Source organism: Tenacibaculum discolor (assembly GCF_003664185.1).
In the GTDB taxonomy this organism is placed as follows: Bacteria; Bacteroidota; Bacteroidia; order Flavobacteriales; family Flavobacteriaceae; genus Polaribacter; species Polaribacter discolor.
The window spans coordinates 62,754-79,053 of the sequence record NZ_RCCS01000006.1 but is presented as its reverse complement, the minus strand read 5'-3'; the positions used below and the strand labels follow the sequence as shown (position 1 = coordinate 79,053).

Here is a 16,300-nt window from a genome sequence, read left to right as displayed (position 1 = left end):
ATTAGTAAATACCTGATTTAAAATTAGTTAAAGATACATTATAAATACCTATACAGGAGTAATAACAACTAGTATTTATCCTATTTTTTACAAAAAAGCTTTAACTATAATAAAATCAACAGAGCAATACCTACAAACACTACAATCTGAGCCCACTTTAAGTATATTCCTACTTTATTGTGCTGTTTGATATAATCGGAAATTTTTCCTGCTAAAATAGCTATTGAAGAAAATATAAAAAATGACGTTAGTATAAACAGACCTCCTAATACATAAAACTGAATAACGTTTGACAAGGTGTCAGAAAACAAAAACTGTGGGAAAAACGCCAAAAAGAAAATTGTAACCTTGGGGTTTAGCACATTCATCCAAAAACCTGTTTTGAATAATTGTAGTGTTGATTTTTTCTGTACATTTTCTGTTGAAAAAGCAATATTAGCATCACTTTTATACACTTGAAAAGCTAAGTACAGTAAATATCCTGCTCCAAATAACTTAATAATAAAAAATAAATTGGGATTTTGTTTTATGATTTCTGAAACTCCAAAAGCAACCAAAGTTGTATGAATAATACATCCCGTCATTAAACCAGCAACCGTGGCTAACCCATATTTTTTTCCATTGACGATACTTTGTGTCAACACAAAAATATTATCAGGTCCTGGCGAAATAGCTAAAGTAGCCGTAGCAAATACAAAAGAAATGAGAGTTTCTAGCATAAATTAACTTTCAGCTAAAATAGCTTTATTGATTCTTTTTACCAAGCTTGGTCCTTCATAAATAAAGCCTGTATAAATTTGTACTAAGTCTGCACCTGCTTTAAGCTTTTCTAAAGCATCTTTTTCAGAATGGATACCTCCTACTCCAATTATAGGAAATGCTTTATTAGAATTATCTGCTAAATACTTAATCACCCTCGTACTTCTATCTTTAACTGGTTGTCCGCTTACTCCTCCATTACCTATTTCTTGTAAACGCTCTTTAGAAGCTTTTAAATTATCTCTATTTACTGAAGTATTCGACGCTATTACTCCATCAATCTTGGTGTTAGCAACCAACTCAATAATTTCGTCTAACTGTTGATTATTTAAGTCTGGCGCAATCTTTAATAAGATAGGTTTTTGTTGTGCTTCAGCGTTGTTTAACTTTTGAACTTCAGTAATTAGTTCCTTTAAGTAATCAGCATCTTCAAGTTTTGCATGACTAGATACATTTGGACAACTTACATTAAGCACAAAATAATCTACATACGGATGTAATCCTTTAAAACACGCTACATAGTCTTCTGTATAATTTTCAGGAGCTGTATTCGTATTCTTACCAATATTTCCACCAATAATTATTTTTCCTTTATTCTTTTTTAATTGTTCAATTGCTTCTTCTAAACCTTCATTATTAAAACCCATTCGATTGATAATTCCCTTATCATCTTTTAAACGGAATAAACGCTTTTTTGGGTTTCCTACTTGACCTTTTGGTGTTACTGTACCTATTTCAACAAAACCAAATCCAAAATTAGCCAGTTCATTATACAACACTGCATTTTTGTCAAACCCTGCTGCTAATCCTACAGGGTTTTTAAAAGTTAGCCCAAATAAGTTACGTTCTAACTTTTTATCTTTTATTTGATACATTCCTCTAAAAATAGAAGGCACTCCTGGTATTTTTGATAAAAACTTTACCAATGAAAATGTAAAATGATGAATTTTTTCAGGATCAAAAAGAAAAAAAATTGGACGAATAAGTAATTTGTACATCAGTTTATTTTAGTTTGTCTTATTTATTAAATATAAAAAAAGCTCCATAAATGGAGCTTCTGAATTATCGTAATACAGCATCTAAACTCTTTTCGAATGTTTGCTGTAGTTTCTGCATTATTTTATCTATTTGTTTATCTGCCAATGTTTTGTTTTCATCTTGTAAAACAAAACTTACAGCATACGATTTTTTACCTTCTGGTAATTTATCTCCTTCGTATACATCAAACAAATCCACTTCTTTTAAAAGCTTTCTTTCTGATTGAAATGCTAAGTTATAAATCTCTTTGAATTCAACTTTATTATCCAATAACAAGGCTAAATCACGCTTTACAGCTGGAAATTTAGGTAAATCAGCTACTTTTATTTTTTTCTTACCAACTAAACCTAAAATGTTTTGCCAGTTAAAATCAGCAAATAATACTTCTTGTTTAATTGAAAATTCTTTTAAAATTGTTCTTTTAACAACTCCTAACTCTACTAATTTAGTTTTCCCTAAGCTTAACGTAATTCCTTCAGAAAACACATCTGATTTTGTTGGAGTAGTCTTTAATTTATCAATTCCTAAACGACTTAATAAAGCTGTTACAACTCCTTTAACATAGAAGAAGTCTGATGCTTGTGAAGCAACTTTCCAGCTATCTTGTGTTCTATTTCCTGTAACAAACAATGTTAAATGCTTATCTTCTTGGTATCCACTTTCGTATTTATGATACGTTTTTCCGAACTCATAAAACTTTAATGAATTATTCTTTCTATTGATATTATAAGCAACTGACTCTAAACCACTAAATAGTAACGATTGACGCATTACTTTTAAATCGTTACTCAACGGATTAAGCATTTCAACATTAAAGTCAGCGTTTAAGCTATCAGATAACTCAATATAATCAGCTTTCGTTAACGAATTAGCCATAGTTTCATTAAAACCTATCGACGTTAATTGGTCAGCTACAATGTTTTCAATCTTAACGTTTTTATCACTATCAAAAGAAATTGATGTGTTTAGTTTATGAGAAAACTCTATGTTATTATACCCATAAACACGTAAAATCTCTTCTATAATATCCGACTCACGTTGTACATCTACTCTATAAGAAGGTACCACTAACCCTAAACCTGCCTCAGTAACACTATTTATTTTAATATCTAGTGAAGCTAAAATCTTTTTAATTGTTTCTTTCGGAATTTCTTGACCTATTAATTTGTATGCATTATCAAACGATAAGAATACCTCAAAATCTTCCACCTTTACTGGGTAAAAATCTAAAATATCAGAAGACATTTTTCCTCCTGCATATTCTTCAATTAATAAAGCAGCACGCTTTAAAGCATACTTTGTAGTATTTATATCAATTCCTCTTTCGAAACGGAAAGAAGCATCCGTGTTTAATCCGTGACGTTTTGCTGTTTTTCTAACCGATACTGGATTAAAATAAGCACTTTCTAAGAAAATAGAAGTTGTATGTTCTGTTACTCCTGATTTTGCTCCTCCAAACACACCTCCTATACATAATGGATTATCATCTGCATCACAAATCATAATATCTTCAGAAAACAACTCTCTTTCTACATCATCTAGAGTAGTAAATTTCGTTCCTTCCTCTAAAGTTTTTACGACTACTTTACCACCTCTAATTTTAGAAGCATCAAAAGCATGTAATGGCTGTCCTAATTCGTGTAACACATAATTTGTAATATCTACGATATTATTTTTAGGTGTTAACCCTATTGCTTTTAACCTATTTTGAATCCACTCTGGTGATTCTTTTACTTCTACATCAGTTATTGTAATACCACAATAACGAGGAGCTAAATCTTTATCTTCAATTTCGATATCGATTTTGTGAGTACGCTCATCAACATGGAAGTCTGATACTGATGGAGATATTAATTCAATATTAGTTCCTTGCTGAATTAATCCAGCTCTTAAATCACGTGCAACACCGTAATGGCTCATTGCATCTGCACGGTTTGGTGTTAAACCAATTTCAAAAACGTGGTCCTTTTCTATATTAAAAACTTCTGAACAAGGAGTACCTGGAACTAAGCTTTCATCTAAAATCATAATTCCGTCATGACTTTGTCCTAAACCTAATTCATCTTCAGCACAAATCATTCCGTGACTCTCTTCTCCTCTAATCTTTCCTTTTTTGATTTTAAAGCCTTCTCCTTTTTCATCATACAACATAGTACCAACAGTAGCTACAGGTACTTTTTGACCCGCTGCAACATTTGGTGCGCCACATACAATTTGCACAGGGTTACCATCTCCTAAATCTACAGTGGTAACTTTTAACTTATCTGCATTTGAATGCTTTTCACAAGTTTTAACTTCACCTACGACAACTCCTTTAAGGCTTCCTTTAATACTCTCTACAGTTTCTATTCCTTCAACTTCAAGACCTAAATCAGTTAATAACTCACCTGTTTTATCTGCCTCCCAGTCTGTCTGTAAAAATTGTTGTAACCAATTGTATGATATCTTCATAATCAATCTCTAATTTTAGCGTGCAAATTTACGCAAAATAAAGGAAAAACTATAAACTAGTTCTCTACAAAAGATATACAATTGATTATTAACCTTTTGGTAACATTGGAAAATTATATTTTTTATTGATTTGTAACGAGTTAACAAAATTTTAACATTTCAAGAAAATATTATGAAACATAAACTACTCTTCTTTTTATTGATAGCTTCTCTATCAATTTTTTCTCAAGTCCCTTCATATTATAACGACGTAAACTTGAATTTATCAGGTTCTGCTCTAAAAAATGAATTGGCAACTAAAATTATCAATACACATACCACTAACTTATCATATACTCCTGGTGTGTGGAACGCTTTAAAACAAACCGATTTAGATCCTAACGATCCTAGTAAAGTTTTATTAATTTACGGATATAGTGACACTGATGGTAATTATGTTACTGACAGAACTAGAGACAAGGATGCTAACGGTGGTACAGCTGGCACACAATGGAACAGAGAACACGTATATGCTAAATCATTAGGAAATCCTAATTTAGGAACTTCTGGTCCTGGTGCAGATGCGCATCATTTAAGAGCTGCTGATATTTCTTTCAACTCTCAAAGAAGCAGCAAAAAATTTGCAGATGGCTCTGGTAATGCTGGTGATGTTTCTGGTGGTTGGTACCCTGGTGATGAATGGAAAGGTGATGTTGCCCGTATGATGATGTATATGTATTTACGTTACGGTAACCAATGTTTACCTACTGGTGTTGGTACTGGAGCTACTATGGCTTCAGACTCTAACATGCTTGCTTTGTTTATTCAATGGAATGTAGATGATCCTGTATCTGACTTTGAAAAACAACGTAATCCTATTTTAGAAGGAATTCAAGGAAATCGTAATCCATTTATTGACAATCCTGCTTTTGCTACTGAAATTTGGGGAGGCCCTCAAGCTGAAGATTTATTTGGAGGTGGTAGTGGTTCTGACACCCAAGCTCCTACTGCTCCTACTAACTTATCTGCTTCTAACATTACTGAAACTACAGTTGATTTAACTTGGTCTGCTTCTACAGATAATATTGGTGTTTCAGGATATGATGTATATAATGGAGCTACTAAAATAACCACAACCTCTTCAACTTCCTATACTGTTACAAGTTTAACAGCAGCTACTAATTATACTTTTTCTGTAAAAGCCAAAGATGCAGCAGGTAATGAATCTACTTCTAGTAATTCAGTTTCTGTAACAACTAACGCTAGTTCTGGTGGAGGAAGTGGAACAGCAACAGATTTATTAATTTCTGAATATGTAGAAGGTTCTTCAAATAATAAAGCTATTGAAATTGCTAATTTTACTGGAGCTACTGTAAACTTATCTGGATATTCATTAAAAAAAGCCGCTAATGGTGGCGGATGGACTAATACTTTAACTTTAAGTGGTCAATTAACAAATGGAAATGTTTATGTAATTGCTAATAGCAGTGCCTCTAGCACAATACTTAACAAAGCTGACAGAACAGACACAGGTGTAATTTCTTTTAATGGAAACGACGCTGTTGGTTTATTTAAAGGAAGTACCCTTATCGATTTAATTGGAGATCCTAATAGCTCTTCTACATTTGCGCAAGACAAAACAATGCAAAGAAAATCTTCTGTTACATCTCCTAACAGTTCTTATACAACTTCTGAGTGGGATATCTTAGCTAAAGATACATTTAGCGGCTTGGGAAACCACAACATTAATGGCGGGTCTACTACTCCAGATACTACTGCTCCATCAACTCCTACTAACGTTGCTGCTTCTAGCATAACACAAACTTCTGTTAATTTAAGTTGGACAGCATCAACAGATGATACTGGTGTTACAGGATATGAAGTGTATCAAGGAAGCACTAAAATAGCAACAGCAACTACCACAAACTATTCCGTAAGTGGCTTAACAGCATCTACAAATTATAACTTTTCTGTAAAAGCCAAAGATGCTGCTAATAATATTTCTTCAGCTAGTAATACGGTAAATGTAACAACTTTAGCAAACACAGTTTCTTACTGTAGCACTAAAGGAAATAACGTAAATTATGAATGGATTGACAATGTTGCTATCGGAGGTATTTCAAATACTACTAGTGCTAATAATGGATATGCAGACTTTACTTCTTTAACTAGTAATTTACCTTACGGAAGCAATACTATAGTAGTAAGCGCAGGTTTTTCTAGCTCTTCTTACACTGAATATTGGAAAGTTTGGATTGATTTTAACCAAAACGGAACTTTTGAGTCTTCTGAAGAAGTTGTTAGTGGCTCTTCATCTAGCTCTGGTAATTTATCATATAATTTTTCTGTACCTACCTCTGCTTTAGCAGGTGCTACAAGAATGCGTGTATCAATGAAATGGAATGCAGCTCCTTCACCTTGTGAAACTTTTTCTTATGGTGAAGTTGAAGATTATACGGTAAACATAGGTGCTAGTGCAAAAGGATTAGGAGATAGTAATATTACTATTGATGGAAAGTTAGGAAATGAAGCTTCTATCTTTGATGCTAGTGTTTTACCAAACCCTAGTGTAGACTTCGTAAAAATTAAATTAGCAGATGACAGAAATGCTACTTTTAAAGTTACAACCTTAACAGGTCAACAAGTTTTAACAGGAAAAGTTACTCATAACAATCTTAACATTTCAAGCTTAAATAACGGAATTTATATTCTTGAAGTAAACGACGGTCAAAAATCGTTTACTAAAAAGATTATCAAAAAATAGTTTATAGCTATAGAATACAAAAAGAGCTTCCAAAATTGGAAGCTCTTTATTTTTTTATACGATTTAAAAGACTAAACTTCAATTGTAGTTTTTGATTCTTTTGAAGAAAACACATAAGTATATAACCACATAAGAGTAAATGTTGGTACAACATCTAACCCCGGCATTGCTTCTTCAATAAAAGCAATAGCTCCTGCTACTTTACCTTTATTTCCTTTATACATTTTTGTCATTATATACGCAGATGCTGGTGCCCAAACAATATCAGACAACTCTCCAAGCCCAGGTATTAAATAAGATACATACCCAATAGCGTCAAACAATAAACTTAATGCTAGTTTTTGGTACTTTTTTTCTTTATTCATTTAGTATTAAATTAATTCCACACTTAACAAATCAAAATTCAAGCCAAAATTTATAACTTTTATCTTGTAAATTGATAAGTTTGTCCTAAAATACTAAAAACGAATGACTTTTTCTGATTTCATCAATCAAATAGAAAGATTGCAGCAAAAGCAACTGGGTGGTTTAACATCTCAATTTAAATTAGCTCCAAAGTTAAGAACACGTTTTTCAGAAGAATTAATACAAAGTAAAAATCCTAGAAAAGCAGCTGTTTTAGCGTTATTTTATCCTGACAATAATAACCAAACACGTTTTTTACTTACTGAAAGAGCCAGTTATAATGGAGCACATTCATCACAAATAAGTTTTCCTGGAGGTAAGTTCGATAAAGAGGATAATAACCTAAAAACAACTGCTTTACGTGAAACTTTTGAAGAAGTTGGTGTACACTATAAATCTATTGAAATAATACGACAAACTTCAGACGCCTATATTCCTCCTAGTAACTTTTTAGTAGCTCCATTTATAGGTATTTCAGAAAAAACACCTCATTTTACTCCAAATGAAGAAGTTGCAGAAATTATTGAAGTTTTATTAGCTGATTTATTAGACGATTCAAACTTAACTTCAGTAGAAATGGAAACCTCATACATGAAAAATATTGAGGTACCATGCTTTAAATTAAACGATTACATTGTATGGGGTGCAACTGCCATGATGCTTTCAGAAATTAAAGATTTATTTAAATAGTTTTTTTTATGGTTTTCTTTTGTAATTTAGCATTTACACTAATAAAACCTGATTATAAAAATGCCTTTATTTAAAAGGAATCCTTTTGGACATATATTGTTCATTAAAAGATTTTTAATACAAGTTCTCGGAGTTATTTCTCACGGACGTTACCGTAAGTTTAATGACCTACAAATAGAGGGAATGGATGTTTTAAGAAGTCTCCCCGACCAAAGAGTACTATTTATTTCTAACCATCAAACTTACTTTGCCGATGTAGCAGCCATGTTTCATGTATTTAACGCTGCTTTAAAAGGTAGAGACGACAATATTAGAAATGTAGGATATTTATGGAAACCTAAACTAAATATTTATTATGTTGCTGCAGGTGAAACCATGCGTTCTGGTTTACTTCCTAAAATTTTTGCTTATGTAGGTTCTGTTTCTGTTGAAAGAACTTGGAGAAGTGCAGGTAAAGATGTAAACAGACAAGTAAAAATGTCTGACATTTCTAATATAGGTAAGGCATTAGATGATGGTTGGGTAATCACCTTCCCACAAGGTACAACTACCCCTTTTAAGCCTATTCGTCGTGGTACAGCTCATATTATTAAAACCTATAAGCCTATTGTAGTTCCTATAGTAATTGACGGGTTTAGACGTTCTTTTGACAAAAAAGGATTGATGATAAAAAAACGTAACGTACTACAATCTATGGTTATTAAAGAGCCTTTAGAAATTGATTACGAAAATGAGGATGTAGCTAGCATTGTTGAGAAAATTGAATATGCTATAGAGCAACATCCATCTTTTTTAAAGGTGTTAACACCTAAACAACTTCAAGAACAAGAAGAGTTCATTGAAAAAAGACGTTTTTGGGGAGCTGATAAACCTTAAGAAAAAGAAAAGAAAGATTAATAACATTAAAATTAACGTTTAAGTTATGGCTGATAAATCTATTTTAAATAAAAAGTCGATAGACTTCTTAGAAAAATATTTAAATAATGCTGCTCCTACTGGATACGAGTGGGAAGGGCAAAAAATATGGATGGACTATTTAAAACCTTATGTTGATGAGTTCATTACAGATACTTATGGTTCTGCTGTAGGAGTTATAAACCCTGGTGCTAAATATAAAGTAGTTATTGAAGGACATGCTGATGAAATTTCTTGGTATGTAAATTATATTTCTGATGACGGATTAATTTATGTAATCCGTAACGGAGGTAGCGACCACCAAATTGCTCCTAGTAAAATTGTGAATATTCACACTAAAAACGGAATTGTAAAAGGTGTTTTCGGATGGCCAGCAATTCATACACGTAATAAAGCTAAAGAAGAAGCTCCTAAACCTGATAATATTTTTATTGATCTGGGATGCTCTACTAAAGAAGAGGTTGAAAAATTAGGTGTACATGTTGGTTGTGTTATTACATATCCAGATGAATTCCATATTTTGAATGGAAATAAGTTTGTTTGTCGTGCTCTAGACAACCGTATGGGAGGGTTTATGATTGCTGAAGTAGCTCGTTTACTACACGAAAACAAGAAAAAATTACCTTTCGGACTGTATATTACAAACTCTGTGCAAGAGGAAATTGGTTTACGTGGTGCACAAATGATTACTGAAACAATTAAGCCTAATGTTGCTATTGTTACCGATGTAACACATGACACTACTACACCTATGATCGACAAGAAGAAAGAAGGTCATTTAGAGTTAGGTAAAGGTCCTGTAGTAGCGTATGCTCCTGCTGTGCAACAAAAATTAAGAGATTTAATTATTGATACTGCCGAAGCTAATAAAATTCCTTTCCAACGCTCTGCCCTATCAAGAGCTACAGGAACTGATACTGATGCATTTGCATATAGCAATGGCGGTGTTGCTTCTGCTTTAATCTCTTTACCATTACGTTACATGCACACTACCGTTGAAATGGTACACCGTGAAGATGTTGAAAACGTAATTAAAATGATTTACGAAAGTTTATTAAAAATTGAAGACGGAGAAAATTTCTCTTATTTCAAATAATAGAAATAATTAAACGTCATTACTTCCCTGTAATGACGTTTTTTTTACCGACCTTTTATGGATGAATTAATAGATATTGTTGACGAAAACGGAAACTACACAGGTAAAACCTGCTTAAAATCCGAAGCTCACAAAAATGGCTACTTCCACCCTACTATTCATATTTGGTTATATACTCCAGATCAACAAATACTACTTCAAAAAAGAGCATTAACCAAAAAAGTGTTTCCTGGTTTATGGGATATTTCTGTAGCAGGACATATAGCCGCTGGAGAAGACATTAAAATTGCTGCTATCAGAGAAATTAAAGAAGAAATAGGTTTTGATATTCTTTCTGAAAACTTACATAAAATAGGTACACGAAAACACATGGTAAATCATCCGAATGGAATTATCGATAATGAGTTTCATCATGTATTTATTGCTGAATTAACAGTTTCTGTTGAAGATTTAACCCTTCAAGAAGAAGAAGTTGCCGAGCTTAAATTATTTCCTTTAGAAACAATTCTACATACCAAAGACTACAAAAACGTACTACTTCCTCAATATCAAGACTATTATTCGTTTGTACATAACCAAATTGTAAAAAAACTTAGTATATTATAGTATCTAATTTCATTTAAAATGAAAAAGTTACTATTCTTTTTATTTGTCTACATACTTCAATCATGTGCTTCTAAACAATATTTAAAAAAACATGGTTTCTCAAGTGATATTAAGAGCATGATAGAAGAGATATATGTAATAGAAAACAATCAAAAAAAGTTAATTCAAACTAAAAAACTACATTTTACTAAAAACGGACGTGTAAAATCATCAATAACCACTGATAACCTAGGCAATGTTATTGAACAAACCGAAACACGTCTTTGGTTTGAAAAACGCTCTTATCCTAACAAGCTTCCTTTTTATTGTAAAACACGCTGGAAACCAAAACAACGAGAACGTATTAGTTGCTATACCCAAAAACAGTATAAACAAAATGAAGTCATTGCTCATTATACTCAAAAAGGATTAATTGATAAGATAGTAGATAATTTCTCTACGTTTTACACACATCAATACCAATACACAAATGGTCAACTTTCAAAAATTTTAGTTACTGATAAAGACAACAATCTTGTAAATACAATCAAATTTGAATGTCTCTCTAAAGACTACAAAGGAAATTGCCTTGAACAAAAGAAAGAGTCTACAAGTTCAGATACTATAAATATTATATCTTTTACATTCACCTATCAATAGTCTTCAAAAACTTAAAATTAGATAGAGTACGTTTAAACTTAAATAGCTATATTTAAGACAAATAATCTCTCTATATGTTAACAAAACAAGAAAAATCTGCATTAAGAAGTAGGTTGTTTCGTCACTTAGATGGAATTGTAACTTGTCCTGCAGCCTACACTTTACATGAAAAAGGAATTACAGAATATTTGTTAGATAAAAAATCAGTTAGTTTAACTGAAATCACCAATCATTTCAAAGCCAATGATGGTTACTTAAATGTCGCCTTAAGAACACTCTGCTCACAAGGTTGGCTAACTCAACATGTAGACAATACTCAAAATAAAGTTCAGTTTGAAGTAAATAAAGCTTCTGCTATTGCTTTTTCTTATTTTCATATATATAAAGAAGCCTTTTCTTTATTAAAATATTCTGAAAATTACAGTGCCAGAAAGTTTGAAATAGAGCCTTTTGAAAAACTGGAAAATCTCTATAAAAATTTCACTAATAACTTTGGAATAGAGCTTATATCAACTTCCGAAGAAAAAGAAATTATAGCGCAAATTCTTACACACATTGAAGGAATTATCATTGGTCCAACAATAGTTTTATTAGGAATGAGTGGTATGTTTCATAAATACTTTATGCAAACTAAGTTTAGTGCCGATGAATTTCATAAAGACGCTGATAATTTTAGTCGACTACTTGATTTATTAACCAATTTAGGTTGGTTTTCCAAAACAAATGACTCGTATGAATTTACTGATAAAGGTTTATTTTTTGCACGAAGAGCAAGTGCTTACGGAGTTACAGTATCCTACATCCCAACTCTTAGAAAATTAGACAAACTTATATTTGGAAACCCTGATATTTTTAGAACTTCTGACATAGGTAATGACGAAATTCATGTAGATAGAGAAATGAATGTTTGGGGAAGCGGAGGCGCGCATTCTACCTATTTTAAAGTCATTGATGAAATCATCATCAACCTATTTAACAAACCTATTAATGAACAACCCAAAGGAATTTTAGATGTTGGCTGTGGTAACGGTGCTTTTTTAAAGCATTTATTTAACGTAATTGAACATCAAACTTTGAGAGGTACCATGTTAGAAGACTACCCGCTCTTACTTATTGGTGTAGATTATAACGAAGCTGCTTTAAAAATTACTCGTAAAAACTTAGTACAAGCAGATATTTGGGCGAAAGTGATTTGGGGAGATATTGGTAATCCAAAAGCACTATCAGAAGATTTACAAGATAGATATGGTATTAACCTTTCTGATTTATTGAATGTCCGCACCTTCTTAGATCACAACAGAATTTGGCAAGAGCCCTCACCTAATGATGATTTAACTATTACCAATTCAACTGGAGCTTATGCTTACAAAGGAAAACGTTTGAACAATAACCTTGTGATAGAATCATTAAAACAACATTTCAACAAATGGAAGCCCTATATCAGTAAATTTGGATTGTTATTAATTGAATTACATACCTCAAAACCAGAATCGGTTGCTAAAAACTTAGGAAAAACAGCTGCAACTGCTTATGATGCTACACACGGATATTCTGACCAATACATCATTGAACTTGATGAGTATATGAACGCTATGGAAGCTATTGGGTTGACTTACGATAAAAATACGTTTAGAAAATTTCCAAACTCGGAATTGGCAACAGTTTCTATTAATCTTTTTAAGTAAAAAAGCTAGAGTAGTTAAACTACTCTAGCTTTTTTAAAAGATAAGTTCAATTTATCTAAATGTTAAACTGGAATTCCTTATAAATAGACGATGAGTTTCCATTTTTGTCTAAGACCACAACCATTAAAAAATAAGTCGTGTTATAATCAACACTTTGTTTTTCAATAAAAGTACTTTCTGTTTCTTTTATCAATTCAACTGAATCTTTTGACTCCCCTAAATATACTTTGTATTTTAAAATGTCATTGTCAAGATCAGATGCTTCCCAACTGATATTAATCGTACCATCTTTATTATCTTCTAATGTTATACTCGCAGGAAATGGAGCATGATTAGAAACAGAAACTCCTTCTGTATAAAAATTCCAAGCACTATTACTCTGTTTTCCTTTATTTTGTAAAATAGCAGTTACATTCCAAGAAAATTTTGTTGCTTTTGGCAAAATAACACTCATAGAATTAGTGTTAGTCATCTTTTCAATTCTATTTCCACTTTCAGTGTTAGTAAGTACCACTTCATAAGATATAGCATTTGTAGAATTACTCCATTTTAAAGGAATAGAAACTTCGGTATCAGATACTTCAGTTCCTTCTGTACAAAGCGTATTATTTACAGGAAAAACTAACTCAAAAGCTCCTAATTCTGGTTCTGATGGTACTGGATCTTCACTTCCTCCTCCTCCACAAGAAGTTAAAATTAATTGTATAAATAGTATAAATATTAGTTTTCTCATTTTTTGAATATTTTAGTATTAACAGTTTGTGTTGAAGTAGTAACTGTTACAAGATACATTCCTGTAGCAATAGTATTCATTGGCAATTTAGCTACTCCGTTATAAACATCAAGTTTAGTTGATAATACAGTAGCTCCCTCAAGGCTTCTTACGATTACTATAGCCGAATTATCTGTAACACCAGAAATGTTTAGGTAATTTGTAACTGGAATAGGATACAATGTAATACCTTTAATTGTAACGCTCTTGTTATAAATACCTTGACATGGTTTATTTGTTGTTATTTCTACAGAGTTGTTTCCATTATCTAGATTAACTATTATTTCTTGTTTACCAGCATCTTTAAAAGTATACAAATACTCTTTGTTATTTACGGTTACTTTATAATTTTCACTTCCTGAAACTTGATACGTAAGTGAAGTACCTTTTAAACTAGTTTGCGAAACTTTTAAGGCTGCTGGAGTGCTAACCATTACATTATAACATTGGCTAAAACTAGGTAACTCTGACGCGGTAACACATATTTCATAACTTCCTACAGGTAACTCTGTAATTTCTAATCCAGAAGTATAGTTTACATTTTCAAAAGTTTTATTTATTACACCTTGCCCTACCAAAATTACTTTATAGGTATAATCTTTATTAAATGAAACGTATACAACACCATTACTTTTATCAGGACAAGTTGTACTGCTTACCATGACCTGAATATCACTAGGTACTATATCAATTAATTGGTATTGAGCACACCCATTAGCATCAACAACACTACCTTCATTTGTATTAGGGCATTTATCGACATTATTGAATATGCCATCACTATCATTATCTAATTGACTTTCCGAACATCCGTCTGCATTTACCGATTCTCCTGTTGGTGTATTTGAACATAAGTCTTTATCATTATTTACTCCATCCTTATCATCATCTAGCTGACTTTCTGAACATCCGTCTGCATTTACCGATTCTCCCGCTGGTGTATTAGGGCATAAATCTTTGTCATTATTTACTCCGTCGTTATCTGAATCCTTAGGCCCTACATTTAATATTATTACATTTTTATACAATGTTAAATCAGTAATAATAGTATTATTTATAACACAGTCATAACTTCCTTTATCTGCTAAAGCTACATTATTCATTATATATTGTCTACTAGTGGCACCAGGTATATTAACTCCATCTTTTCTCCATTGGTAAGTATTATTAACACTAGAAGTCTCATTTACGGTTAAGATTATAGATTCATTTTCAATTAAGGTATGTTCTTCTGCAAGACCTACAACAGTTTGTGGAGAATAAGTGTAATATGCTAATTTACTTTTTAATAACCAATGCTCTTTCTCTAAATCTTCAAAAACAAAACGGTTATTCCCAATTCTAAAAGATTCTAGATTAATTAACCTTCCTACTTCTGAAGGAATTTCTCCTGACAATTGATTACTTTCTAAGGATAAGGTACTTAAATTAGTTAGGCTTCCTATTTCAACAGGAATTTCTCCTGACAGTTGATTATAATCTAGATTTATCCTTTTCAACTTAGTTAAACTCCCTATCTCAGAAGGCAAAGTTCCTGTCAATTGGCTTTTTACTAAGTATAAAGTTTCTAGATTTACTAATTTCCCTATTTCAATAGGAATGCCTCCTGTAAACTTGTTCCTTGATAAAAACAGTTCTTTTAACTTAGTCAAATCACCTATTTGAGAAGGTATCACTCCTGTTAACTGATTATCACCTAAAACCAACTTCTCTAAGTCACTAAGGCTAAATATTTCAATAGGAATCTCCCCTGTAAACTGATTACCGGATAGAGTTAAGTATTTTAAACTAGTTAAGTTTCCTATTACTGGAGAAATAGTACCTGTTAATTGATTTTGACTTAAATCTAAGTCGTTTAATTTAGTTAGATTCCCTATTACTGAAGGAATAGTGCCTGTTAATTGATTCTGTCTTAAATTTAAAATAGTTAAATTATTCAAACTCCCTATTTGAGAAGGTATTGCCCCTGTCAATTGATTCCATGATAAGTTCAAATATTTTAACTTAGTTAGGCTACCTATTTCTACAGGAATAGTTCCTGTTAATCCTTCCATTCCTTCAGAAATAGTTCTCATAGACCAACCTAATAATAAAAGGCTTTCCAAGTTGACTAGATTCGTGATTTCAACAGGAATGGTTCCTTTTACACCATTTAAAAAAAGTTTTTTTAAGTTAGTTAATTTTCCTATTTCGACAGGGATTATTCCATTTAAATTATTTCTATATAGATCTATTTCTACAACATTCCCTAAATCATCTATAGTTACTCCATACCAATTTTGTGGAGAGTCATTCAAATCCCATTTTTTTGTCCAATTCGCTCCATCTGTAGCATTATAAAGAGCTATTAAAGCATCCTTATCACTTTGAGAAATTTCTTGAGCATTTACATATACACCAAAAAGGACTAGCGTAAAAAGTAGTAGTCTTTTCATATAATTTTTTTAATATTCAGCGTCAAAAGTAATTAAAGTTACCTCAATCACAAAAGATTACTTTTT

13 protein-coding genes are annotated in these 16,300 nt (G+C 31.8%); 7 read left to right on the top strand and 6 right to left on the bottom strand.

What is annotated here, in order from left to right:
• Nucleotides 1-104: 104 nt before the first annotated feature.
• The 3 genes from C8N27_RS06520 to pheT all read right to left on the bottom strand — a co-directional run bounded on the left by C8N27_RS06520 (nt 105) and on the right by pheT (nt 4,248).
• Nucleotides 105-719, bottom strand: coding sequence for a LysE family translocator (locus C8N27_RS06520; RefSeq protein WP_121146723.1), 615 nt, complete (start codon nt 717-719; stop codon nt 105-107).
• Nucleotides 720-722: 3 nt separating this feature from the next.
• Nucleotides 723-1,757, bottom strand: a complete 1,035-nt coding sequence (locus tag C8N27_RS06515; RefSeq protein ID WP_121146722.1) for a quinone-dependent dihydroorotate dehydrogenase — start codon at nt 1,755-1,757, stop codon at nt 723-725.
• Between the two features lie 64 nt (nt 1,758-1,821).
• Complete coding sequence (gene pheT, locus C8N27_RS06510) at nt 1,822-4,248, bottom strand: phenylalanine--tRNA ligase subunit beta (protein WP_121146721.1); 2,427 nt, start codon at nt 4,246-4,248, stop codon at nt 1,822-1,824.
• Nucleotides 4,249-4,420: 172 nt separating this feature from the next.
• Between pheT and C8N27_RS06505 the strand changes: the two genes are divergently transcribed.
• The gene (locus C8N27_RS06505; RefSeq protein ID WP_121146720.1) at nt 4,421-6,991 is read left to right on the top strand and encodes an endonuclease; all 2,571 of its coding nucleotides are present in this window, start codon (nt 4,421-4,423) and stop codon (nt 6,989-6,991) included.
• A gap of 71 nt (nt 6,992-7,062) precedes the next feature.
• Here the strand turns inward: C8N27_RS06505 and C8N27_RS06500 are convergent, their stop codons facing one another.
• Nucleotides 7,063-7,356, bottom strand: a complete 294-nt coding sequence (locus tag C8N27_RS06500) for a hypothetical protein (protein ID WP_047789548.1) — start codon at nt 7,354-7,356, stop codon at nt 7,063-7,065.
• A 103-nt stretch (nt 7,357-7,459) separates the two neighbouring features.
• On the opposite strand from C8N27_RS06500, the gene C8N27_RS06495 reads away from it, so the two are divergent.
• The 6 genes from C8N27_RS06495 (at nt 7,460) to C8N27_RS06470 (ending at nt 13,027) form a co-directional block, all read left to right on the top strand.
• Complete coding sequence (locus tag C8N27_RS06495) at nt 7,460-8,086, top strand: NUDIX hydrolase (RefSeq protein WP_121146719.1); 627 nt, start codon at nt 7,460-7,462, stop codon at nt 8,084-8,086.
• A gap of 60 nt (nt 8,087-8,146) precedes the next feature.
• Nucleotides 8,147-8,962 (top strand): lysophospholipid acyltransferase family protein, encoded by an 816-nt coding sequence (locus C8N27_RS06490; RefSeq protein ID WP_121146718.1) that lies wholly within the window; start codon nt 8,147-8,149, stop codon nt 8,960-8,962.
• Between the two features lie 46 nt (nt 8,963-9,008).
• Nucleotides 9,009-10,097 carry a M42 family metallopeptidase gene (locus tag C8N27_RS06485; protein ID WP_121146717.1) on the top strand — a complete coding sequence of 363 codons (1,089 nt, stop codon included), beginning with the start codon at nt 9,009-9,011 and terminating at the stop codon, nt 10,095-10,097.
• Between the two features lie 57 nt (nt 10,098-10,154).
• Nucleotides 10,155-10,703 (top strand): NUDIX hydrolase, encoded by a 549-nt coding sequence (locus C8N27_RS06480; protein WP_099214544.1) that lies wholly within the window; start codon nt 10,155-10,157, stop codon nt 10,701-10,703.
• Nucleotides 10,704-10,721: 18 nt separating this feature from the next.
• Entirely contained in the window at nt 10,722-11,342 is a 621-nt protein-coding gene (locus tag C8N27_RS06475; RefSeq protein ID WP_121146716.1) for a hypothetical protein, read from the top strand.
• Nucleotides 11,343-11,416: 74 nt separating this feature from the next.
• Entirely contained in the window at nt 11,417-13,027 is a 1,611-nt protein-coding gene (locus C8N27_RS06470; RefSeq protein ID WP_121146715.1) for a class I SAM-dependent methyltransferase, read from the top strand.
• A gap of 55 nt (nt 13,028-13,082) precedes the next feature.
• Here the strand turns inward: C8N27_RS06470 and C8N27_RS06465 are convergent, their stop codons facing one another.
• Both C8N27_RS06465 and C8N27_RS06460 read right to left on the bottom strand, forming a co-directional pair.
• Entirely contained in the window at nt 13,083-13,760 is a 678-nt protein-coding gene (locus C8N27_RS06465; RefSeq protein ID WP_121146714.1) for a fibronectin type III domain-containing protein, read from the bottom strand.
• Entirely contained in the window at nt 13,757-16,234 is a 2,478-nt protein-coding gene (locus C8N27_RS06460; RefSeq protein ID WP_121146713.1) for a leucine-rich repeat domain-containing protein, read from the bottom strand. Before C8N27_RS06460 ends, C8N27_RS06465 begins: the two co-directional genes overlap by 4 nt.
• Nucleotides 16,235-16,300 lie beyond the last annotated feature (66 nt).